Annotated in this window: 21 protein-coding genes; 7 read left to right on the top strand and 14 right to left on the bottom strand. The window is 40.8% G+C overall.

The features are described 5' to 3' along the window. Positions 1 to 176: 176 nt before the first annotated feature. The 4 genes from H6G14_RS02565 to H6G14_RS02580 form a co-directional block, all read right to left on the bottom strand. The gene (locus tag H6G14_RS02565; protein WP_190565591.1) at positions 177 to 1877 is read right to left on the bottom strand and encodes an NAD+ synthase; all 1701 of its coding nucleotides are present in this window, start codon (positions 1875 to 1877) and stop codon (positions 177 to 179) included. Positions 1878 to 1952: 75 nt separating this feature from the next. After that, positions 1953 to 2699 (bottom strand): NUDIX hydrolase, encoded by a 747-nt coding sequence (locus H6G14_RS02570; RefSeq protein WP_190565592.1) that lies wholly within the window; start codon positions 2697 to 2699, stop codon positions 1953 to 1955. Then, positions 2660 to 3262 (bottom strand): nicotinate-nucleotide adenylyltransferase, encoded by a 603-nt coding sequence (locus tag H6G14_RS02575; protein ID WP_190565593.1) that lies wholly within the window; start codon positions 3260 to 3262, stop codon positions 2660 to 2662. The genes H6G14_RS02570 and H6G14_RS02575 overlap by 40 nt, the downstream gene beginning before the upstream one ends. A gap of 16 nt (positions 3263 to 3278) precedes the next feature. After that, positions 3279 to 4658, bottom strand: coding sequence for a nicotinate phosphoribosyltransferase (locus tag H6G14_RS02580; protein ID WP_190565594.1), 1380 nt, complete (start codon positions 4656 to 4658; stop codon positions 3279 to 3281). Positions 4659 to 5125: 467 nt separating this feature from the next. On the opposite strand from H6G14_RS02580, the gene H6G14_RS02585 reads away from it, so the two are divergent. Beyond that, positions 5126 to 5278 carry a hypothetical protein gene (locus H6G14_RS02585; RefSeq protein ID WP_044521395.1) on the top strand — a complete coding sequence of 51 codons (153 nt, stop codon included), beginning with the start codon at positions 5126 to 5128 and terminating at the stop codon, positions 5276 to 5278. Positions 5279 to 5468: 190 nt separating this feature from the next. Here H6G14_RS02585 and H6G14_RS02590 read toward each other — a convergent pair whose 3' ends face one another. Beyond that, the gene (locus tag H6G14_RS02590) at positions 5469 to 8363 is read right to left on the bottom strand and encodes a PAS domain-containing sensor histidine kinase (RefSeq protein ID WP_190565595.1); all 2895 of its coding nucleotides are present in this window, start codon (positions 8361 to 8363) and stop codon (positions 5469 to 5471) included. A gap of 359 nt (positions 8364 to 8722) precedes the next feature. On the opposite strand from H6G14_RS02590, the gene blaOXA reads away from it, so the two are divergent. Next, complete coding sequence (gene blaOXA, locus H6G14_RS02595; RefSeq protein ID WP_190565596.1) at positions 8723 to 9574, top strand: class D beta-lactamase; 852 nt, start codon at positions 8723 to 8725, stop codon at positions 9572 to 9574. A gap of 123 nt (positions 9575 to 9697) precedes the next feature. Here the strand turns inward: blaOXA and H6G14_RS02600 are convergent, their stop codons facing one another. Both H6G14_RS02600 and H6G14_RS02605 read right to left on the bottom strand, forming a co-directional pair. After that, the gene (locus tag H6G14_RS02600; protein WP_190565597.1) at positions 9698 to 11116 is read right to left on the bottom strand and encodes an LCP family glycopolymer transferase; all 1419 of its coding nucleotides are present in this window, start codon (positions 11114 to 11116) and stop codon (positions 9698 to 9700) included. Positions 11117 to 11395: 279 nt separating this feature from the next. After that, the gene (locus tag H6G14_RS02605; RefSeq protein WP_190565598.1) at positions 11396 to 11791 is read right to left on the bottom strand and encodes a hypothetical protein; all 396 of its coding nucleotides are present in this window, start codon (positions 11789 to 11791) and stop codon (positions 11396 to 11398) included. A 108-nt stretch (positions 11792 to 11899) separates the two neighbouring features. Here H6G14_RS02605 and H6G14_RS02610 point away from each other — a divergent pair, with 108 nt between their 5' ends. Then, positions 11900 to 13063, top strand: a complete 1164-nt coding sequence (locus tag H6G14_RS02610; RefSeq protein ID WP_190565599.1) for an AI-2E family transporter — start codon at positions 11900 to 11902, stop codon at positions 13061 to 13063. A 60-nt stretch (positions 13064 to 13123) separates the two neighbouring features. Here the strand turns inward: H6G14_RS02610 and H6G14_RS02615 are convergent, their stop codons facing one another. From H6G14_RS02615 to purS, 3 genes are all read right to left on the bottom strand, one after another. Continuing rightward, entirely contained in the window at positions 13124 to 15040 is a 1917-nt protein-coding gene (locus H6G14_RS02615; protein ID WP_190565600.1) for a hypothetical protein, read from the bottom strand. 96 nt (positions 15041 to 15136) lie between these two features. Continuing rightward, positions 15137 to 15811: a phosphoribosylformylglycinamidine synthase subunit PurQ gene (purQ, locus tag H6G14_RS02620; protein WP_011317291.1), complete on the bottom strand. Its 675-nt coding sequence runs from the start codon at positions 15809 to 15811 to the stop codon at positions 15137 to 15139. A gap of 103 nt (positions 15812 to 15914) precedes the next feature. Further along, positions 15915 to 16193: a phosphoribosylformylglycinamidine synthase subunit PurS gene (purS, locus tag H6G14_RS02625; RefSeq protein WP_190565601.1), complete on the bottom strand. Its 279-nt coding sequence runs from the start codon at positions 16191 to 16193 to the stop codon at positions 15915 to 15917. Positions 16194 to 16337: 144 nt separating this feature from the next. Between purS and H6G14_RS02630 the strand changes: the two genes are divergently transcribed. Further along, the gene (locus H6G14_RS02630) at positions 16338 to 16742 is read left to right on the top strand and encodes a Fur family transcriptional regulator (protein WP_190565602.1); all 405 of its coding nucleotides are present in this window, start codon (positions 16338 to 16340) and stop codon (positions 16740 to 16742) included. A 6-nt stretch (positions 16743 to 16748) separates the two neighbouring features. Here H6G14_RS02630 and H6G14_RS02635 read toward each other — a convergent pair whose 3' ends face one another. Both H6G14_RS02635 and H6G14_RS02640 read right to left on the bottom strand, forming a co-directional pair. Continuing rightward, positions 16749 to 17717: an SPFH domain-containing protein gene (locus H6G14_RS02635; protein ID WP_190565603.1), complete on the bottom strand. Its 969-nt coding sequence runs from the start codon at positions 17715 to 17717 to the stop codon at positions 16749 to 16751. Between the two features lie 186 nt (positions 17718 to 17903). After that, positions 17904 to 18341, bottom strand: coding sequence for an NfeD family protein (locus tag H6G14_RS02640; protein WP_190565604.1), 438 nt, complete (start codon positions 18339 to 18341; stop codon positions 17904 to 17906). A gap of 370 nt (positions 18342 to 18711) precedes the next feature. On the opposite strand from H6G14_RS02640, the gene H6G14_RS02645 reads away from it, so the two are divergent. Together H6G14_RS02645 and H6G14_RS02650 are read left to right on the top strand one after the other, a co-directional pair. Beyond that, positions 18712 to 20655, top strand: a complete 1944-nt coding sequence (locus H6G14_RS02645) for a PP2C family protein-serine/threonine phosphatase (RefSeq protein ID WP_190565605.1) — start codon at positions 18712 to 18714, stop codon at positions 20653 to 20655. Positions 20656 to 21016: 361 nt separating this feature from the next. Beyond that, positions 21017 to 21280 carry a ferredoxin-thioredoxin reductase variable chain gene (locus H6G14_RS02650; RefSeq protein WP_190565741.1) on the top strand — a complete coding sequence of 88 codons (264 nt, stop codon included), beginning with the start codon at positions 21017 to 21019 and terminating at the stop codon, positions 21278 to 21280. A 5-nt stretch (positions 21281 to 21285) separates the two neighbouring features. On the opposite strand, the gene H6G14_RS02655 is transcribed toward H6G14_RS02650, so the two are convergent. Further along, a complete protein-coding gene (locus H6G14_RS02655; protein WP_190565606.1) occupies positions 21286 to 21516 on the bottom strand; it encodes a hypothetical protein in 231 nt (76 codons plus the stop codon). Positions 21517 to 21676: 160 nt separating this feature from the next. Next, positions 21677 to 22468, bottom strand: a complete 792-nt coding sequence (locus H6G14_RS02660; protein WP_190565607.1) for a YdcF family protein — start codon at positions 22466 to 22468, stop codon at positions 21677 to 21679. Positions 22469 to 22548: 80 nt separating this feature from the next. Between H6G14_RS02660 and H6G14_RS02665 the strand changes: the two genes are divergently transcribed. Next, entirely contained in the window at positions 22549 to 23403 is an 855-nt protein-coding gene (locus H6G14_RS02665; protein WP_190565608.1) for an HIT family protein, read from the top strand. Positions 23404 to 23414 lie beyond the last annotated feature (11 nt).

Consider the following 23414-nt stretch of genomic DNA (forward strand, 5'->3'; position numbering starts at 1 on the left):
TAGAACTTACGCACCCAGATTTTCTGTTGAGACCGGGTGTCAAGGTGTAAGGGTGTAAGGGTTTCAAACATTTATGTCCCTACACTCCTATACCCTTATCTAAACCTCGATCTTGCGTTTTCATGCGTAAGTCCTATCAATATTGTTTCACTTTTTGAATTCATTAAATGAGGCTTTCAGAATGTGCAACTTAGGCGGTAATTGCTTTTAATCGCATTCCAGTTGCTAGCAATTGGCATTCGCCAACCAGTACCAAAGGCGCGGTCAGTGATTTTTAGTCCTGGGGGTGCTTGGCGGCGCTTAAATTCTGCCCGTGCGACCATCTGGATAACTCGGTCTACCACTACAGGGTCATGACCGGCGGCGACAATTTCCCCTACTGATTGATGGTTGTGAATTAGACGTTGTAATATATCGTCCAAAATTTCGTATGGGGGTAGGGAATCTTGGTCAACTTGACCGGGTTTGAGTTCGGCGCTTGGTGCTTTGGTGAGGATGTTTTCGGGGATGAGTGGGGATTGGCGAGAGTTAAGCCATTTGCACAGGGAGTAAACGCGGGTTTTGGGAACATCGGCAATTACAGCCAAGCCACCGTTCATGTCGCCGTAGAGGGTGCAGTAACCGACTGCCATTTCCGACTTGTTACCGGTGGATAGTAATAGATAGCCAAATTTATTAGCGATCGCCATTAATAAGTTACCGCGAATCCGTGACTGAATGTTCTCCTCAGCCAAACCAAATTCTGTACCGGCAAATAACTCTACTAAACTGTGGTCAAAACTCTGCATTAAATCCCCTATGGGTAAGATTTGGGTCTTAATTCCCAAATTGTCGGCTAATGCTAAAGCGTCACTAATAGAATGTTCGGAACTGTAAGGAGATGGCATTAACACACCAAAGACATTTTCCTTACCTAAGGCCGCAGTGGCAATTGTCGCCACCAGTGCAGAATCAATCCCACCGCTTAAACCCAGCACGACTTTAGAAAAACGGCACTTTTGAGCATAGTCTCGCACACCCAAAACTAAAGCGTGCCAAATTTCCTCATCTTCTGATTCATAAATAGGAGCAATAGAACTTAGTTGTAAATCTCGTTGTGATTCGTCAAAATCTACTGTAATTAAATCAGATGCAAAACCCTTAGCCCGACACATCACTTCGCCTTGACGATTTAAGGCAAAACTCCGACCATCAAAAATTAAATCATCATTACCGCCGACTTGGTTAGCGTAAATTACTGGTTGTTGAAACCTCACTGCACTATGTCTAAGCATTGTTTCTCGGAAGCTTTGCTTACCTAAACTGTAGGGCGAAGCCGATAAATTGACAATTAAATCTACACCTAAAATTGCTAAGTCAGAAATGGGATTAGCTGTATAACTGCGTTTGCCCCAAAACTCCTCATCATTCCATAAATCTTCGCAAATTGTCACACCGATATTAATATTATCTAAGGCAAAATAATTCGCTTGTTGTCCAGCTTCAAAATAACGATGCTCATCAAATACATCATAAGTAGGCAATAGTCGCTTATGAAACATTTGTTTGATTTTGCCATTTTCTAATAAAGCTGTGCTATTAAATAAAGGTTTTCCCCCAGTAGTATGGGCTTGATGATTTGGTTCAACTGTCCCTACTAATACAGCCAAATTTGCAGGTAAATCCCTAGCTAGCTGCTGTAAAGTGACACTCATTGTCTCTACAAAACTAGGATTTAATAATAAATCTCTTGGGGGATAGCCACATAACGATAGTTCTGGAGTTAGCAGCAGTCTTGCACCTTTTTTTATTGCCTGTTGTGCCACATCCAGGATTTTTTGAGCATTACCATGTAAATCACCAATAATAGGATTAATTTGAGCGATCGCAATTTTCATTGTTTTTAATTAATAGGTTTTTGGTAGAGACGCTGCACCGCAACGCCTGTACAACATTCCATCAATAATTACCAATTAAATAAATACCAAAGGTTTGTCCTTGAAAGGTGCAAAGGCTTCAGCATCAAATTTGTATAAACTCGCGGGACGACCTGCGCCGCGTGATACTTTTACTCCAGTGTCAGATAAAAAGCCTAATTTGAGTAAACGGGCGCGAAAGTTGGAATAATCAGAGAAGTTTTCGCCTAAAACTGTTGTGTACAACTGATATAAATCATTCAAAGTAAACATTTCTGGTAATACTTCAAATGCAACCGGACTGTACTCTAATTTATTACGTAAACGTCTATGCCCATAAGCCAAAATTTCATTATGGTCAAAAGATAATTTTGGTACTTGCTTGACTGGATACCAAGCAATACCAGTAACACCATCAGCAATTAATTCGGCTTCTTCAAATCTGACCAAGGCAAAGTAACTAACTGATAGGTAACGCACACCATAACTGCCAGTTGCTTCCCTGGGGTCGCGTTCGGGGCCACCAAAGGTGTATAGCTGTTCCAAATAGAGATTTTTGACTCTAATTTTTTCTGCCATAATGCGATAAGCAGCGTCTTCTAAAGACTCTCCTTCTCGCACTAAAGTACCAGGAAGACTCCAATAATTTAAAAATGGTTCTTGCTGTCGCATTACTAACAGAACTAACAGCCGATTTTTTTCGGTATCTACAGAAAAAATCACATTATCAACACCAACCTTAAAATCGGCTAAAGGTTGTTGATTTAACGAAGTTGAAAACTTTTTTTGGTTGCGTCCGGGCATTTGTACAAATGCTGTTGATGAATGTATTCGACTATAGGAGGGGTGAGAGCTTCGGTTTCTCCACGTTCACGATATGCTGTTGAGGAAACATCCAGACCTGTAAAAGAGGCGATCGCAATTTTACCGCCCATTTGTTGCACAACTTCTAGACTAGTCCCATCTATTGCATATCCTGGTCGTGGCACAATCAACAGTTGCACCTGCTGTAATAATTCTTCAACTCGATACCAACGGGGTAACTGACTCAATAAATCTGAACCAATTATCAAAGTAAACTCTGTTTCTGTACCCCAACGTAATTTTGCTTTCTCCAATGTTTCCAGGGTTCTAAAGCTACTCAAATCCTGTTCTAAAGCTATATTCTGCCGAGGCGCTTCTATATCCGCAATCAACAGCCGCAGCATTGCCGCCCGATGCTCTAATAGCGTTTGATGAGATTTAAACGGGTTATCCGCCGCCCAAACCGCCACCCAATCATAACGCTCAGACAACCAGCGTAAAATAATCTGATGTCCGGCTGTCGGTGGGTCTGCACTAGTACCAAATAAAGCGATTTTTTTCATTGTCAGTTGTCAGTTGTCAGTTGAGACGTTGCAATGTAACTTCTGTCAAATCTTGCAATGCGGTGGAAATTTCTATGGGTACGGGAACGGGATTATCTAAACGTCTTGTTTGTGCCGGTAAACTGGCAACAGAGGCTGCTGTGCGTTGGCGAATTGCGGACAGGGTTTCTGGCGGTTGTAGGCGTTGACCTTCTTTAACTACCAATTGCAACAAAGGTTTTTCTGTAATTAAGGGCGTATCTGTGATTAACCCCAATCTGTCTGCTTGAACCTGACCTCCCCCATAGGAACGAAAAATCTGCTTACGCCCTGGGTATGTTGTTTTACCACTGGACTTTTTCATAACTGGGATGTCGTCAATTTCTACGAGTTTATAAACTCCATTCACGGGGGAACCTGTAACTAGCTTGGTTCCTAGCCCATAGCCGTCGATTTCTGCACCGGCTGCTTTAAGTTTGGCAATTTCCCATTCATCTAAGTCGCCACTGGCAAAAATCGATACTTCTGGCAGGAGCGATCGCACTTGCTTTGATAAGCTAACTAAGTCACCAGAATCTAGCCTGACACCAGATAATTCCATTTTTCCGGTATTCACTTTTTCTGCTAAGTGTTGGGCAGCCGCAACAGTATCATAAGTATCAATTAACAATGGCGCACCGGGAAAATAGCGATGAAACGCACTAAAGGCTTGTTCTTCACTGCCTTCCATCGCCGACAACGCCATAACCAAGGCGTGAGCCATCGTACCACTTGGCTGTTGACCTAGTTGTAGCGCTGCTAACACATTGGAGGTGGCATCTAAACCACCCGCTAAAGCTGCCCGTGCTGCCCACAAAGAGGCTTGGGGGCTAAAAGCCCGTCTTGTACCAAATTCCAAAAGTGTTGCTTGCTCACCAGCTATATCACGGAGACGTGCTGCTCTTGTGGCTACTAAGGTTTGGTAATTGAGTGTATTTAATAAGTAAGTTTCTACTAACTGTGCTTGCCATAACGGTGCTTCTACCCGTAACAGTGGCTCGTTAGCAAATACGGCTGTCCCTTCTGGTACTGCCCACACATCCCCAGTGAACCGCCCTTCTGCTAAAAGTGACCAAAAGCCTTCTCCTGCATGAGCAAAAATTCCTGTGGCTTTTAATGCTGCTATCTGTTCCGAGCTAAAACGTAACTTTTCTAAATATTCCAGTGCTTGCGTCAGCCCCATCGCAATTAAATAGCCAAAACCCTCTGGCGATCGCCGCACAAATAACTCAAAGCTAGCCCGTCGTTGTTCTACGCCTTCACCTGTATAACAAGCAGCCATTGTCAGCTGATATAGGTCTGTAAGCAAGCTGTAATCAGCCGCAGAGATGTTTAGTTCTGGGGTTGGCTGAACATCCCAGATGGGGATAGTTGTCATGCAAGCGCTTCCTTAAAAGAATGCTCTTTTTATTATGGTAGAATTTACCATAAATCTTGTCAACCCCTAAGCAGAAATTATTTACTCACAAGGACACACAAGCTTTTTAGCCTTTCATAAGGTTTAAAATATCCATTAATTAATATTTATTAATAGTTGATTTCGATAATATTCAGATAATGATAATGTCTGCATGATATCCACAGGAATTTTCAATGCTTTTGGCAGCAAGGAAGAGAAGGAGAATATCAGCGTGTTTCTCCTTGGTTTTTCACCTTTTCTCATAGAAATTTTTGGGTTAGAATCTTAGTGAAAACTGTCAACTCTCCCACAATTTAAAGTATTGCAAAGCTATCTGAAAAAGTATTGCTTTTATTCTCAATATGTTGAGAGTAAGACTCAGATCAATTTATTGGCACTAGAGTAGATAAATCACCAGAAATTGACTCAAATAGGAGTCCAACTTTATGGCTATTACCAAAATGATCGCTGGCGTAGTGCAGTATGTTTCTGAAGCCTTCTTGCGGATTTTTGGCCCTAATGACGATGCTTATCCAACTATAGGCGTACAACCATTTACAGGTGATCCTTATAAAAAGCGTACAGCAGAGATTTGGTAAATATAGCAGCAAACAGGCTGATGATTAATTTCTGTCCTTATCTCCCTGGATACTGCTGACTACAAACTCATCAATAAATGACAAATAAAATCTTGATTAGCAGAAAGGCATGGGATAATTATTCCATGCTTTTTTGTATAATGACTTAACGGTCGTTGAGCAACATTTTTTAATATTATTCAAAAGTTATTTATTGTCGAATAGGAATTTCAATAATAAATTCTGTACCCTTTCCCAGGTGGGAATTGCATAGCAGTTTACCGCCATGCTTTTCGGTGATGATTTGGTAGCTGATAGACATTCCCATACCTGTTCCCTTACCCACAGGTTTGGTAGTAAAAAACGGATTAAATATCTGTTGTTGAGTTTTTTCAGACATACCCATACCGTTATCAGCGATCGCCATCTTAATCCAATTAGAACCAATAACTGAAGTAGAAATCCGAATTGTGGGGATGTCATTAGTTTGTTCTCCCTTGTCCGTTACTTGAGCATTAACTACTGACCACTGACCACTGATAACCGACTCCTCTAAAGCATCAATGGCGTTTGCCAGAATATTCATGAAAACTTGATTAAGTTGCCCTGCATAGCATTCTACTGACGGTAAAGCCCCATATTCTTTAATCACTTGAATGGCTGGACGTTCTGGTTGCTCTTTGAGGCGATGTTGTAAGATCATTAAAGTACTGTCGATGCCTGCATGAATGTCCACAGCTTTAAATTCGGCCTCATCCATGCGAGAAAAAGTACGCAACGACAACACAATTTGGCGGATACGTTGAGTACCCACTTTCATAGAGTTTAAAATTTTTGGCAAATCTTGTTGGATATATTCCAGGTCAATTTCCTCATGCAAAGTCTGCAATTCGGGGTCGTAATTAGTGTTTTTTTGTTGATAAATTTCAATAATTCTGAGTAAGTCTTGAGTATGTTCCTCAAGATAATTAAGATTACCGTGGATAAAGTTAACAGGATTATTAATTTCGTGGGCGACACCAGCAACCAACTGTCCTAAGCTAGACATTTTCTCTGCTTGAATCATCTGCGTCTGAGTGCGCTGGAGTTCTTGTACAGTTGCTGCTAAATCTTGCGCTTGCTGTCTGAGTCGGGCTTCAATTTGTTGGCGATCGCGTATATCACGGGCAATAGTGGATAAAAATTCTACTTCCCCTTGTTCATTTTTATGGGCAATAATCACTTGAGAAACAGGGAATTCTTCTCCGTTGCGCGATCGCATTAAAGATTCTCCAGACCACATCCCCTGTTGCATCACCACAGGAATAATCTCAGTTTGAAATTTCTCTAACATCGACAATCCTACAGCTTCGCTGATGGGAAATTGGTCAGTTGGGGAGATACCAAGCATCCTCTGTCCTGCTTTATTTAAGTAGCAATTCGTTCCATAAACATCAGCAATACCCACAATATCAGGAGTCGCTTCCAAGATAGCTAGTAATCTTTGTTGCTCTTGCTCTGCCTGTATACGCTCGCTAATATCCCTCACTACCGAAATGGCGTGAGGCTTACCATCGTAGTCAAAAAGTTTTCCTGTGACTTCTATATCAAAGCTAGTACCATCTTTGCGGATACCTACAGCTTGGGTATGATATTTCTGTCCAGATTTAACTGTTTTGATAAAGTCTCCAAACTTCCCATAAGACTCGGCATGAATATAGTCTGTGGGGCTGAGATTGAAAAACTCAGTTTGAGAATAGCCGTGTATCTCACAAAAAGCAGGATTCACCGCAACTATCTTACTAGTATCCAAATCCATCACACTGATACCATCATTAACAGTCTCAAAAATGCCTCGATATTGGGCTTCTTGTTGACGTAGAATGACCTCAGTTTGTTTGCGATGGCTAATATCATTCAATGTACCCAGCATTCGATATGCCTGTCCTGCGTTATCGAATAAGAAGACTCCGGTATCTTCTACATGAATATATGTGCCGTCTTTTTTTTGTAGGCGATACTCAACTTGATAGCGGGTTTTTTGTAGCATTGCTTGCGTCAGCAAAGAAGTCGCTAGATCCCGATCTTCTGGATGAATCATTGATTCCCAAGTAGCAATATCAAAAGACTGCAATTCTTCAGAAGTTAAACCCATAACTTTTGTAGTTGTACCAGCCCAGCGAATTGTACCGGAAAGAACGTTATAGTCGTAGATAGCTTGGCCGGTTTGCTCACTAGCTAAACGAAATCTCTCCTCACTTTCGCGCAGTGCAGCTTCAAAATTGAGGCGATCGCTCACATCCTGTACAATTGAATAGATGCCCAAGGAATTACCCTCAGCATCCACCAATGGAGTATTAATCCATTCACAGCTAATTAATCTACCATCTTTGGTAATGTTCTCATTCAGACTATAATGACCACCTTTTTGTTCAAGCAAAGACTTCATTGTTTGAATAACAGCATCTCTTTGGTTTACTGGTACAATTCCTAAGGCGTGTTGATGCAGCATTTCTGTGACTGAATAGCCAAATACTTTTTCCGCAGCCGGGTTCCATTCAACCACTTCAAAAGAAGAATTCCACTCAATAATTGCCAAGGGTGTTTGTTGGAGCAGGAATTTTATTTTTGTCTCGAATTGCTTCAACGCTTCTTCCGTAGTTTTGCGTTCAGTCACATCTCTAGCCATAGCAAAAATATAGTTATCGTGAGCAACCGAAGTCCACGATAGCCAGCAATAGGAACCATCTTTGCAGCGATAGCGATTTTCAAACCGAAAAACCCGAATTCCTTCGCTTAACTTAGACATTTCTCTCAAAGTAGCAGCTCTATCTTCTGGATGTACTAGCTCCATGAAGGGTAAAGATAAAAGCTCCGCTTGAGAATAACCCAAAATATCTTCACCAGCCTGATTTATTCGTTGAAAATAGCCATTAAAGTCAGCAATACAGAGTATATCCACTGAAATATCAAAAAATAGCAACAAGTTTCTAGATTCACTCAGTTCCTGTTCCAATCGGGCAATAATTTCACTAGATTTTTGGTTGGTTGCAGCTAACTGTTGCTTTAATTCAGCGTTTTGTTGCTGGAGTAGATTTATTTGCTGCTTCAGTGTTTCAGTATACATAAGCTATTTCATAAGTCGTCAGGTTTAATTTGGAGCTATGTAAGTAGAACAGGATAAATCATTAAAGTTTTGTAGTGAGAACTTTAGTATTCAAAAGAGTCGTCGAATACTAACGGCAGAAGTCTATTAGCAGCCCTTGAACTGATAACTAGCAAATTATGCAAATTTAGTATTCCCATTTATATTGGGCGTTTATTACTTTTTCGATAAATTGACGGTGATGAGAACGTCAAGCAGCAGATAGCAACTATAAAATCACACGGACTAATCAAGCAAACAGAGAAATAGATTTCTGGAACTACAAACACCATTGCTGTATCATCACTGGTTTGTAAATCAGTTTTGTGGGAAAGATCGTTATGTCTCAAAATCGACGAATGTCCCTAGCAATGATCGTCGCTATGACCACCCTTGTGTCATTTTTCTCAATTAGCAGTTTTCGAGATATGCCTGGACATTCCCAGGAAATTCAGACACCAGCAATTCCTGTGAGTGTTAACCTTGGACGTTCATTTAATCAACTAGGCATCGAAGGTTCTATTCTAATTTACGATCGCAACAACAAAAAATTTTACGAACACAATGCAGATCGCAACTCACAATCGTTCCTTCCCGCCTCGACTTTTAAAATTTTTAACTCTCTGGTAGCTTTAGAGACTGGGGTGATTTCCAATGACGTAGCTATTTTGACTTGGGACGGTATACAGCGCCAGTTCCCAACATGGAATCAAGACACCAATATACGCCAAGCATTCAAAAATTCGACAGTATGGTTCTACCAAGTACTGGCTCGAAAAATTGGTCATGAACGGATGAAGAAATTTATCAAGCAAGTCGGCTATGGGAACCTGCAAATCGGCACACCTGAGCAAATTGACCGATTTTGGCTAGAAGGGCCTTTGCAAATTACACCCAAACAACAGATTGAGTTTCTACAACGTCTGCACCGCAAAGAGTTACCCTTTTCCCAACGTACTTTGGATTTAGTTCAAGACATCATGATTTACGAACGTACCCCAAATTATGTATTGCGAGGAAAGACAGGCTGGGCAGCAAGTGTTACCCCGAATATTGGCTGGTTTGTGGGATACTTGGAACAAAACAATAATGTATATTTCTTTGCCACCAATATTGATATACGCAATAATGATGACACTGCTGCCCGAATTGAAGTTACTCGGCGCAGTCTCCAAGCTTTAGGATTGCTATAAATAAAGGACGAAACGCAAAATCAAGGGTATAGGGGTATAGGGGTATAAGGGTGTAAATATTTAAAACACTTACACCCAGTCTCAATAGAAAACCTGGGTGCGTAAGTCTTACCTGACGTGATATTAGAACTTAATAGAATCCTCTAACAGAGATTTTTGTTGTAACCAATCTTTGCCTACTTGGATACTAATATCTGAGTTGAGACTACCAGTGCTTTCTACCCTCACTTCGCCAAAACCTAAGGCGTTGCGAATGGACTCAGCGCTGTTACCGTCGCCTTGCTGGGCAATAATATTAGTGACTTCTAACGGTTCATTCCAAGGATTAGCCACATAAACGTTACGATAGCCTGCTTTTTCTAAGGCATTGATTAAAGGACGTAGTTGAGAGCGATCGCTACCGGTGCTATCCTGAATTGCTACTCGCACAGATGTTGGATCATTTACTGGGTTTTCTGATAGAGATTCCAGACCAAAGTGCTGTGCCATAAGTTTAGCAATACCATCTTTACTTGGTATCCAATAACTGGCATTATACTCATTCGGTTCGCTGAAACGTCCGGGTAGCATTAACATTTGCATATTGGTGCGATTAGTCCGCACACCAAAACCCACTAGCGCCACCAATTCCTCAACTGTTAAGTTGGTGTCGATATTATCTTTAACTACGTTGAGAATTTTGGGTAACTGAGCTACTGTCACAGGGTTAAGAGCTTGATCCATTAAGGCACGCATCACCATTTGCTGGCGTTGAATCCGGCCGATATCTCCTAGTTCATCATGACGAAAGCGGAGTAATTGTAGTACTTGGTCGCCATTGAGATGCTGTTTACCTGCCTTTAAATTAATATATAAGTGTTGGGAATGATCTTGATATTTCATATCTTTGGGGACATAAACTGTCACTCCGCCCAAAGCATCAATAAGTTTACCAACACCCAAAACATTAATGCGGATATAACGGTCAATACCCACACCACCCAACAGGTTACTAACAGTTGTGGCAGTTAAAGCAGGCCCACCCTCCACGTTAGCGGCATTAATTTTTCTGACTCCATGCCCTTCTATACGCGTGCGGGTATCTCTGGGAATGGAAAGCATAGCAATTTTTTTGGTCTCTGGGTCAAACTTCACCATGAGCATGACATCAGCAAGACCATCAAAGGAATTTACCTGGGGTAGGTAGCGGAGATTTTGGGTTTCAGTAGGGGGAGTTTGCACATCTGGTGGTAGTACGCTCATCCCCATGACTAATAAATTCACAGGCCGAGTTAATTCAGAAAAACGTAATCCACTACCAGAGATGGCATCACCATCAAAGACTGCTTCTTCCTGGGGGCTGAGTTGAGCTTGCTGCAATGGTGTACTGGTTAAAGAAACAGCTAATAACGCTCCGGCTGTTGCTGATACCATCGCAATTCCCCCCATACCCATCCAAAACCATAGCCAACGCCCCGGTTTAGTATTGTGCGAATTTTTGCCACTGGAGTTAGGGGCGTTTGACGATGGATTTCCTTCTGCTGAAGTTCTTTGAATGGTCACAGACTTCCTCACACTATACTGATGAATTAAGTAAATTTGCTGACTTACAATAATGCAGATAAATCAACCCATAATAGCTAACTTTTAATCAATTACATTGACATTTTATTTTGCTTGCAACCACAACACTTATAGCAGGATTTTTCCTCATTGTGGCAATTTTTTAATTGATTTATTGCAGTATGGCAATAGTCCGTTCCCTTTGACTAGGCCTATCAGAAAATTATTGGCAATTTTGTTAGCCATTAAGTAAAAATGCCGACTAATCATCTGAGAAACTCAAGATAAATATTTGCTAAACATCTGTTCTGCAAAGCGACTTAACCCCGGTAAACGATGGGACTTACCTTGGAGTAGGCGCAAAATTAACCAGATACTTACCAAAAAGTAACCAGATGTGAAAAAGCCATTCAGGATTAACAGGCGCAGTGTGAAAAATTCCGAAGTTGCCGCTCCAGTAGCCAACAAGAGATACCCCAACAACCAAGTAAACGCCAAAGTAATAGACAGACGACTCACCGCCAGTTGTTCCCGGCTACCTTGAGAGCGATAAACGGCCCATAAAGATGGGAAAAAGCCGATAACAGGGATTAGATGTAAAATAAGCTGTGTTTTGGGAATAGTTGACTCTTCCTCGCTCCCCGTGATTTTTTGACTTGATTGAAAGTTTTCCATTGTTTTTTCGTCAAATCCTAAACTAGAGGGATGAATGACAATGATGTGGTTAGAGATAATAAGCTATAGATACAGAATTTTTTAGTTCTATCCCGCAATCGGCTCAAGATGCAGACACTCAAGCTACTCAACTGGTGGCAAACACTAACACCAATAGCGAGAATTGGGGCGATCGCTCTGTTCGCTCCTTTATTAGTTCTCAATGGTTGGGCAATTTCCGCAATTTTTGATTACTTCCATTCCTTAATAGTCATTTTAGTCGGAGCTTCAGTTTTAGCATTTCTGCTCAACTACCCTGTTAGTTGGATGACGCATCGCGGCGCGAGACGAGAGCAAGTTGCTATTTTAGTGTTTTTATTGGCTCTATCAATTTTGTTAGCTCTGGGTGTGACTTTGTTTCCTCTGGCGCTTACCCAAGCTCAACAACTGGTAGCACGTATCCCAGAGTTAATTGATTCTGGGCGATCGCAGTTAATGATGTTAAACGAGAAAGCTGAGACTGTCGGTTTACCGATTAACCTGGATGCTTTGGTAGTACAGATTAACGATCGCGTCAAAGGACAACTACAGGCGATCGCCGGACAAGTCCTCAATCTGGCCGTTGTTACTTTCACCAGCTTGCTAGATTTTCTGTTGACGATGGTGTTAACTTTCTATCTTCTTCAGCATGGCGGTGAACTCTGGCAAAGCTTAGTAGAATGGCTCCCTACTAAATTTCGCGCTCCATTCTCGCAAACAGTACGCTTGAGCTTTCAAAATTTCTTTATTACCCAGTTAATTTTATCTACTTGTATGGCATCAGCCCTTATCCCTGCCTTCTTATGGCTGAAGGTGCCATTTGGGTTGTTATTTGGGCTAACTATTGGCATTATGGCGCTTGTGCCATTTGGTGGCTCTGTGGGTATCGCTCTTACTACCTCACTAGTCGCACTGCAAGATTTTTCGATGGGAGTCAGAGTTTTGATTGCGGCTGTAATTGTCCAGCAAATTCTGGAAAACTTAATCGCTCCCCGCATCTTGGGCAATTTTACTGGCTTAAATCCAGTGTGGATATTAATATCTGTTTTGACAGGAGCTAGAGTTGGGGGACTTTTGGGAGTGATTGTTGCTGTCCCCACTGCTGTAATCATTAAAACTGCTTTGACTGCCTTACGTCCCTCTAGTGTAAATAATGCAATAGAAGTAACAGATACCACAGAAATAGCCGCATCTGTAGTACAAAAAGAGAATCCCAAAAATACCCTGAGTATTTCCGAACCAACTACGCCTTAATTTGGGCATTTATGGGAAATCGGTCATAGGGAATATGCTTTTCTCTAGAGGTGAACAAAATTAACGATTTGGATAAACATGGCGCATTTCAAAGCGGCTTTGCTCCCACAGTGGTAGTAAAGCCTGCTTTGCAGCATTTAACTGGGCTTGGGAGCAGCTTATTTTGCCATGTTCGATAATCCAGATAAAAATGCGAGTAATTAAAACTGCTTTAAAACTATTTTCATATTGATAATTATTAATTCTAGCTACTTGAGCATCTAAATAATAAATTACGTCTTTAAAACTCCATTTTTGGAAATTACTTTTTACTTTATCTTTTGTATTATCAGACTCCATTAACGATAAGTTACGGATAATATAATCCATCCCTTCTATTGATGAATCTGTATTCCTTACTAAATTAGTGAATGCCCTGTAATATACTCGCAATAATGTAGTTGAAATATTTTCTATATATATATTTAGCCAGGATTGTATATCTTGGAGATAAGGAATTAATTCTTGAATCTCATAAATTTCCGTAATATAAATCCTGTTATTTTCTGTATGCAATATATTATTTAATAATTCTTCTTCAGACAACGGATATTTGTCTGAATAATAATCTATAACTTTAGGAATAAGTTGATTTAATAACCATTGTTGAGTATATTTAGCTGTCCAAGTTCCCCGTGGGCCGATATCTTGTTGCCATTTATTCAGTTCGCCTTTTTCCAAAGATTGTAGATGCACATCATTTATTTCATAAACTATGTTAATTATGCCGTTGGGTGATATGGATAAATAATTGACAGGTTTGGGTAAAATAAAAGCATGATCCCGAATCCCCCGACTAACACGAAGGGAAATATCTTCTTGCTGAAATAAATGCCACTCTGATTTACCTTGTACATAGTTAAACTCATTAGCGAAATTTTGCATTAATCGCCATAATTTTGCATCTACAGAAAACAGGTTAACCCCCCGCACACCTAAAAATTCTGTAAATTCAAAATCCCAAGTTTCTAAAGCATTTTCAAACTCAATAATCGCTTTTTTATATTCTTGAGAAACTATATCGATACATAAACATAAATCTGCTGTTTCTAAGTCAGATAATATAACTGTTGTTTGACCTAGATTAACTTCAAAAGCATTATCATCTAATTGTTTAAGAAAACTTCGACAACCCCATTCCGGACGGGTATTTAAGCCTGTCATGAGGTTACCTAAAATGTCTTGATGATTTAAGCTAACCTTTAGTCCTCTTAAGATAACGCTGCTAAATTGTATTTGACAATTACCTTCACCAGAAGCTTTAGGTAAGTTACATTCTATAACTACTTTAGGCTTAACAACAGTCAAGCGATCGCCTTCTCGAAAAGTAGAGGTTCTAAAGTCAGTATTAGCGACAATTTCCTGTAAATTGTAACGTCTTAATGATTTTTCTATGAGGCTGTATTGTGTATATTTAGAAATATTAGCTGTGTTTTTATCAATATTTTTAACTAAATTAAAATTAAAGTTATTATAGAATTCTGTGGCTATATGGGTGTTTTTTAAAGAATCAACACTTTTGTCAAAGATCAATTCTTCTTTGTGGTAGATAAAGTATTTAAAAATCCTTACATGATAGCCATTAGTTACTAAAAAGTATAAAGGTTTTAAATAAGTACTATAAAACTTGGCGCGTTCAATAGCTTCTGAAAAATTATGCGAATTTGGCTCTAAATATATGGCAATAATTAAAGCTGTTTCAGCATTTTGTTGAATAACATCATCAGTAGAAAAATATATATAAATACTTTCTAAATTTTTTTCAATGTTTTGAGTATCTAAAGGATAGTTGCCGCTAGAATATGTCTTGGGATAACAAAGATGACGAAACATAGGTACAATAAAATTTATCTCGACATCATCTTTGTTTTTTAAAACACGATAATCAAAAGATTGTATCCATTGAATAAATTGTTTAGTTTCATTAGAAATTGACATTATATAGTTACAATAAGCACTTTAATAGAAACTGAGAAAGGCACAGCCTGACTGTGCCTCTATCTTGTTTAACTATGATGGGTGCGGAGGTCAACATTATGCCAACGCCACCACCTTCTCAAGCAACCCTTGGAATAACTTTAATCCATCGCTACCACCAAGCACAGGGTCAGAAGCCCTTTCAGGGTGAGGCATCATGCCTAAAACATTGCCTTGGCGATCGCAAATCCCGGCTATATTATTCAGGGAACCATTGGGATTTTCACCCGCATAACGGAACAGCACCTGCCCATTATCTTCAATCTCAGATAAAGTTGCCTCATCAGCATAAAATCTGCCTTCTCCGTGGGCAATTGGGAGAGTGATCACTTCACCAGGGTTGTAAGCTTGAGTCCAAAGGCTATTGGTACTCTCAACAGTGAGAGGGACGCGATCGCAAATAAAATGCAAATCTCGATTTCTCGCCAATGCACCGGGTAACAGTCCGGCTTCAGTTAAGACCTGAAAACCATTACAAATACCCAAAACCAACTTACCTTTCTGGGCGTGTTCCACCACCTGCTGCATCACAGGAGAGAACCGAGCGATCGCCCCACAGCGTAAATAGTCACCGTAACTAAATCCACCAGGGATAATCACCACATCCAAATCAGCAATATCAGTGTCTTGATGCCAAACCATGCGAGTTGGTTGTCCTAGCAAGTCTCTAGTGACATAGGCAACATCGCGATCGCAATTAGAACCAGGAAATACAACAACGCCAAATTTCATGATTAGTCAATGGTCAATGGTCATTAGTCATTAGTCATTAGTCATTAGTACAGGGAATAAATTATTTCCCATGACCAATTCCCTATTACCTATTCCCCGATCCCTAAAATACTCCGGTCTGGGTTTCGACTTCAATCAAATCAAAGCGGTAATTTTCAATTACTGGATTAGATAACATTTGGTCACAAATGCGGTTTAAGTCTTGACGCGCTTTTGCTTCATCAGAAGTAGTGATGTTGAGTTCAATGTACTTACCAATCCGTACATGATCAACGTTATCGTATCCCATTTGCTGGAGGCCAGATTGTACAGCCACACCAGCTGGGTCTAAAACTGAAGGACGAAGTGTCACGAAAATTTTGGCTAGATACTTAGTTTGCACGGAGTTTTTCTGAAAGCTGCGATCGCTATACTATAACTTTCTGTTCCAACTGAGTAAAAATAAGTTAATCGAGACGTTAAAGTTAATTTATTAGTTAGGCAGTGTAACAGCTTCTAATCCAGTGGCAAATTTAAATAATAGTCTATGAGAGCCATACGCACCCGCAGTCAAGAGCGCATTTTAAATCTGTTGCAAACCATTAAACAAGGCATTTCTGCCCAGGATATTTATGTAGAACTCCGTAATTGCAATCAAAGTATGGGGTTAGCAACAGTTTATCGTTCCTTGGAAGCCTTAAAACTAGAAGGCTTGGTGCAGGTACGAACTTTACCCAATGGCGAAGCTCTCTACAGCCTCGCGCAGCAAGATAAACACCATCTTACGTGCCTGCAATGTGGTGTATCTATTCCTATTCATCAATGTCCTGTCCACAACTTAGAAGACCAGTTAGAAACTGACCATAAGTTTAAAATTTTCTACCACACTCTGGAGTTTTTCGGTTTGTGTGGTAAGTGCCAAATGAATCAGGCGAGCGGAATTAGTCACTAGCAGCAACTACTGACCACCGACAACCGACGACTGACTATCCGAAACAATCGAGCGAATACCCTCTAAAGTCGCGGGAATGGTGCGGGGGTCGATAAACATGACTTTGCTACTATCGCTCTTACCGATGGTTGCGCCCATATCAAGATAACCCAAAGCCAATAACACCTCTAGAGCTTGTTCCGCAGTACCGTTAGAATTGATTTTCTGGGCAAGAATTTCTGCTGATTCAGCAATAGCCTGAGCTTTAAGAACTTGTTGCTGACGTTCAGCCTGTGCTTTGAGAATGATCGCTTTTTGTTCAGCTTCTGCTTGCAATATGACCGACTTTTGCCTGGCCTCCGCATCTAATATTTGGGCTTCAGCTTTACCCTTGGCAGAGTTAACGGCTGCTTCCCGTTCACCCTCAGAATTTAGAATTGCTGCCCTTCTGCGTCGTTCTGCTGACATTTGCAATTCCATCGATTCCCGTACAGCTTGCGAAGGGATAATATCTCGCAGTTCTACTCTGGTTACTTTTACACCCCAAGGATCAGTGGCAATATCCAAATCCCGTAATAAAAGTTCATTAATTTGGGAACGAGCCGTAAAGGTTTGATCTAACTCCAACTGTCCCATCTCCGAGCGAATTTGAGTCAGTACCAAGTTCACCATTGCCGAGTGGAGATTTTCTACTTTGTACCAAGCCTTTTCCATATCGACAATCCGCCAGTAAACAACCGCGTCTACTTCAATCCCTACGTTGTCACGGGTAATACATTTTTGGGGCGGAATATCTAAAACCTTTTCGCGGATAGTTTCTTTGTAGACGGCTTTATCGATAAAAGGAAAGACAAGATTTAGTCCAGGGCCTAGCTTTTTGTGGTAGCTACCTAATCTTTCTACTAAAACTTCATTGCCTTGATTAATCACCTTCACAGACCCCGCAACGGCAGAACCACCGAGTGCTAAAGCAATCAATAAAAATAACTGTTCCATTGCCAACCTCCAAATATTTTTGTATAATTTATAACCAATTGTTAATTAATTAAGACTTACGCACCCAGGCTGTCTGTTGAGACTGGGTATAGGGGGATAAGGGTTTTAAACATTTACACTCCTACACCCCTGTACCCTTATCCCAACCCTTGATTTTTCATTTTCATACGTAAGTCTAATTAATGACTAATGACTAAAATGCAGCAGATTTTCTGGCATCACCACTAAAGTAGTGCCTTCCCTCCTGACTACATAAACTCTTTGATTAGCGGCGATAGTGATTTGCTCGTCGTCGCACTTTGCCCGCCAAGAATTTCCCTCGTATATTACTCGTCCTGTTTGTCCGGGAAGAATTTCTGTTAATGTTTCTGCCGTAATCGCATCTTGAATTTTTGACTTACGTTGTCGTGGTTGCAAAAATCGCCGGGAAAGTACAATCAACACGCTAGAAAGAAACAACCAAGCCACAACTTGCAGCCATAAAGCTAACCCCAATTGAGATAGTAACGCCACCATTAAGGCGCTAATTCCCATCATGAAGGCGATAAACGCCGATGGTAAGAACAGTTCTGTTAAGCAGAGAACTGCTCCAGCCAGTAGCCAAATTAAGGTAGATATTGGCATAGCGCCATCCTAGACATTAAATTCACTTAACAATTCAAAATTCAAGACAGTTGGAGTCGGGGATATCTTAACTGATACTACGTGTAGACGTAGCACAAAGTCTGTAGAAACATCTCGCAGGATGTGCCGGCCTCCGGCGAACATAACTTTACCTAATTACCAGTCTTTAAATATCCCAAGATTACATACACACAGACGCTGAATACTTCCAGATAGCAAGACTTAGTCTTTTTCCCAGCCATTTTGATTAAAATCAGTAACAATGTGTAGCCACAGGTACACAAAACCAGTCTATTCTGTCCTTCAAGCCTTTGACTGCTAAAGTTAATCGAACTTCACCACTTAAGTTATTTTTTAAATTTATACCTATATGCTTTCTATCGAACGGATAATTTATTGCATAAATCAAAATTGTGATAACCCGATTAATTTTGCGGGAGAACGTGTTTGCGCTAGTTGTCAAACTCCTTTAGTTCACCGTTATCTTTGGGCTACTGGCTCATTAGCAACCGAGATTCCACTAGGTACAAAAGTATCAGATAGATATGAGGTAATAGGACAACAGGTTTGGCTGGACACTCGACCGGGATTATTACCAGAAGTACCTGAAGAATTGCCGCCGGATGTTATTCCTTATCTTCGCTTATATCCAGAGCGATCGCATCTCCCCCAAGTCTATGGTTTTGTTACCTCCTCAGCAGAAGGCGCAGACAATATCCTGTTACTAGAAAATGTCCCTATCGATGAAGAAGGAAATATTTATCCAACTATCATTGATGCCTGGCAAAAAGCCAAACCAGTCAGACAAGTTTACTGGTTATGGCAGATTCTCCAACTGTGGACACCTTTACTAGAGTTAGGACTAGCTCACAACTTGCTGAGAGCAGACAATTTACGTGTCCAAGGCTGGTGTGTGCGACTGTTAGACCTTAATGGCACAACACCCACAGAACAGCCTAATTTAAAAGATTTAAGTTATTCTTGGCAGCCTCTACTAGAGTTGACAACAACTTCTGTTACTCCAAGGTTACAGAATATCATCCAACAGATGGCTAACGCGGAAGTGGAGTTAGAAACTATTGCGACTCAACTTAATGCTTTATTACTCGCCGCCGCCGGAGAATTGCCTTTAACTTTAAGCATGGCAGGGGCGACAGATGCGGGCCCCCAACTCAAACAAAATGAAGATACTTGCTATCCCAATACTGCTGTTGAGTTCCATGAATTATTAGTACCAAATTTGGCGATCGTTTGTGATGGCATCGGCGGACATCAAGGGGGCGAAGTAGCCAGTCAATTGGCAGTGCAGTCTCTAAAATTGCAAATTCGGGCTTTATTCACTGAGGTAGCCGCACAGGCGGAAATCGTACCACCAAATTTGTTACAGGAACAACTAGAAGCTAGCCTGCGTGTGGCTAACAACCTCATTAATTCCCGTAATGATGAACAAAAGCGCCAAGGTAGAGAACGCATGGCCACAACCCTGGTAATGGCAGTACAAGTACCGCAAAAAGTATTAACCACATCTGAGTGGAAATCAGATAATGCCCATGAGCTTTACTTGGCTAATGTGGGTGATAGTCGTGCTTATTGGATCACTCGTGAATATTGCCAACAGCTTACAGTAGACGATGATATAGTCACTAGGGAAGTTCGTTCTGCCCGGAGTTTGTATCGGCAGGCACTCCAACGACAAGATGCCAATGCTTTAACTCAAGCCTTGGGAAACAGAGATGCTGAATCTTTACGGTTGGCGATTAAGCGATTCATCATCGATGAAGATGGGATTTTATTATTATGTTCCGATGGGTTAAGTGATAACAACTGGGTAGAAAATTCTTGGCAAGATTACGCTGTACCAGTATTAACTGGTCAAATGACTGTTGAAGATGCTGCCCACCATTGGATTAATCTAGCCAATGAAAAAAATGGCCATGATAATACTTCTGTTGTGCTGACTCTTTGCCGTGTTTCTAAAGAATATTTAGTGCCAATCACACCAACGCCACCACTGGTAGAGATTCCAGAACCAGAAATAGCAGAACTGGAAAGATACCCAGAAGAATCTATCTTGACGGAAAGTTCTCAAGCATTGCTGGATTTGGAACTCCCAGATGAACCCAGCCCAGCCCCAATTAAACAACCAAAACGCCGTCAACCTTTATTATTGGTTGGGGGATTATTGGCGTTACTAGTAGGGGGTACAGGTATAGGATTATTTGCTTGGTGGCAACTTAGTCCCCAATCATTTCAGCAGATGTGTCAAAAACTACCCCCGTCGTTGCAGCAATATTGTTCACCAAGGGGTAGGTGAAGAGCAGGGGTGTAGGGGTGTAGGGGTGTAGGGGAGGCAGGGGAGGCGGGCAGGGGAGGCAAAGAAGAATACTATGAACTATTGACCAATCACAATTGGCAACCGACAACCGACAACCGACAACTGACAACTGACTAATGACTATGGACTAACGACTATTTATTGTAGAATTGATTCTGTCGTTAAAGCGCACAGCAAAGGCAATTTTGCTCACTAATTGCGCTCAAAGCCTGCGTAGGTAAGCTTTGTTTGTATATAAGTTAGAGAGTTGTGAAACAGAGCATCTGTAAATGTTGAGTGCTATGGGAGTTGCTGTTGTAAACAATACTTTTTGTTAAAAAAGCAAGTTAGTTCAGTGAGGATGGCCGTGGAGATACTTGTTGAAAAAGGTGTGAATGTTGTTATGAAAGTTGGCGATCGCGTCTGTGTAAAAGAATCGGTAGTAGTTTACCATCATCCTGAACATCGCGGTAAAGCTTTTGACCTCAAAGGCTCAGAAGGCGAAATTGTGGAGATTGTCACCCAATGGCAAGGTAGACCTGTTAGTGCTAATTTACCTTTTCTCATCCAGTTTAATAAAAAGTTTAAAGCTCATCTACGGGAAAATGAGTTAGAAGTTATCTAAAGTATCTAAATTTTTGAGGAGCGGCGGAACCATGAGAGAATATTCACTTCGCCGCGCATTTTTTCTAACTCTTGGCGATGCTGCTCGGCTGTTGTACGATACCATTCACAATGGCGCTGAAACTCAGAACGTTTTTGCACTTCATAATAAAACTGATGAGTTGTCTGATAGGCTGCAAAAGTGTCCTCAGCTTGGGGTTGGGGTGCAGGAAGGATGTAAGGTAAGTTTTCGTTCATGGATTTTAGGGAGCAGGGAGCAGGGAGCAGGAGTGCAGGGGTGCAGGGGAAGCAGGGGGAGCAGGGGGAGCAGGGGGAGCAAAGAAGAATTACTATTGACTATTGACTATTGACCAATGACTACTGACTACTGTACAGACGCGATTAATCGCGTCTCTAATTACACCCAACCTCTTAACCAATAAATAAAGCTACCGACATATTCTTTTAAGGCGTTTGTGAATAGGTGTAAGTTGTAAGTATCTGGTAGTAAATTCAATATAGCGGCCTTGGGGGTGTTGCCGAGTTCTTGGAGTTCACCTTCGCTAACTAAAAAGTCAGTGGGTGCGGGGATAACGTTCATACCTTGACGTTGGAAAATTTTCAGCGATCGCGGCATATGTAATGCTGAAGTTACCAACAATACTTTATCAATACCACGAGATGCCAATATTTTCTTGACATTTACGGCATTTTGATAAGTATTGAGTGAATCAGGTTCTTCAATCAACACACCGGCCGGAATACCTAGAGAGGTGAGGATATTAGCCATATCCGTTGATTCCGATGAACCACTTCCGCGCCAATCGATGCGTCCCCCACTGAGGATGATGAGTGGGGCTTTGTTTTGGCGATATAATTGGGCAGCATAGATGACGCGATCGCCTTGTTCACTTAAATCTGGTGTAATCCTTGGGGGGAAGACTGATTTAGTTGCACCACCTAAGACGACGATGGCTTCAGCGTTGGGTAATTGTGCTGGGGGTAGATTTTGCCATTCTAGCGATCGCACCAAGTATTTAGCAACCCAGGCGTTACTGCACAGTAGTAATAAAGTTAACGACAAAGCTATGGCTGTAGTCGCTATACGTGGACGTTTCCGTAAAGTTACTAGTGCTATTACTAAACTGACGCTGGCTAATCCCAAAGGATAAAAAAATAAAGGCAGTAATTTAGATAGATATAAGAACATATTTATGGCTGTGGAATTGGGTATCGCGGGTTGAGTTTTGGCTGTGCTAAGACAAGGTAGCAGATGAGTCTCAGATTTCCATGAAACAGCAAAAAAATCAATTTAGCCATCTCACCGCCATTGAAAGAACTTATCTATCGTTTCCTGCACAGTTTTTAATAAATCAAAACCTGCTACAAGGCCAAATATTAGACTTTGGTTGTGGATTTGGTAATGATGTTAAATTACTACAGCAAAAAGGCTTCGATATTAGAGGTTATGACCCTTATTATTTTCCCCAATATCCTGAAAATAAATTTGATACTATAATTTGCTTCTATGTTTTAAATGTTTTATTCCCCGAAGATCAAGCTAATATCCTCATGGATATATCACACTTATTAAAACCAGGAGGTAAAGCTTATTATGTAGTAAGAAGAGATATTAAAAGGGAAGAATTTCGGGAACATTATATTCATAAAAAACCTACGTATCAATGTCTTGTTAAACTGCCTTTTCATTCAATTCATTTAGATGAAAGTCGAGAAATATACCAATATACACATTATAATAACCAGCGTCACTCATCTAATTATTGTATATTTTGTAATCCCCATAAAAACTTAAAATTATTAACAGAATCAGCAACCGCCTACGCTATATTTGATGGTTATCCGATCAGCAAAGGACATACATTAGTTATTCCCAAGCGCCATGTTAGTAACTACTTCGAGTTACCCCAAAAAGAGCAATCAGCTTGTTGGTTAATGGTAAATAAAGCACAGGAATTTCTGAAAGCAGAATTTGCCCCTGATGGCTTTAATATAGGCATGAACATCAATCGAGCCGCCGGACAAAATATTATGCACGCCAGTATCCACATCATCCCACGTTATCAAGGTGATGCGATAGGCGTGAAAAGTGGCATTAGAAACGTCATCCCTCAAAGAAAATAGTTAAAACTTTG

The sequence above is a fragment of the Nostoc parmelioides FACHB-3921 genome (genome assembly GCF_014696625.1).
Classification (GTDB): Bacteria; Cyanobacteriota; Cyanobacteriia; order Cyanobacteriales; family Nostocaceae; genus Trichormus; species Trichormus parmelioides.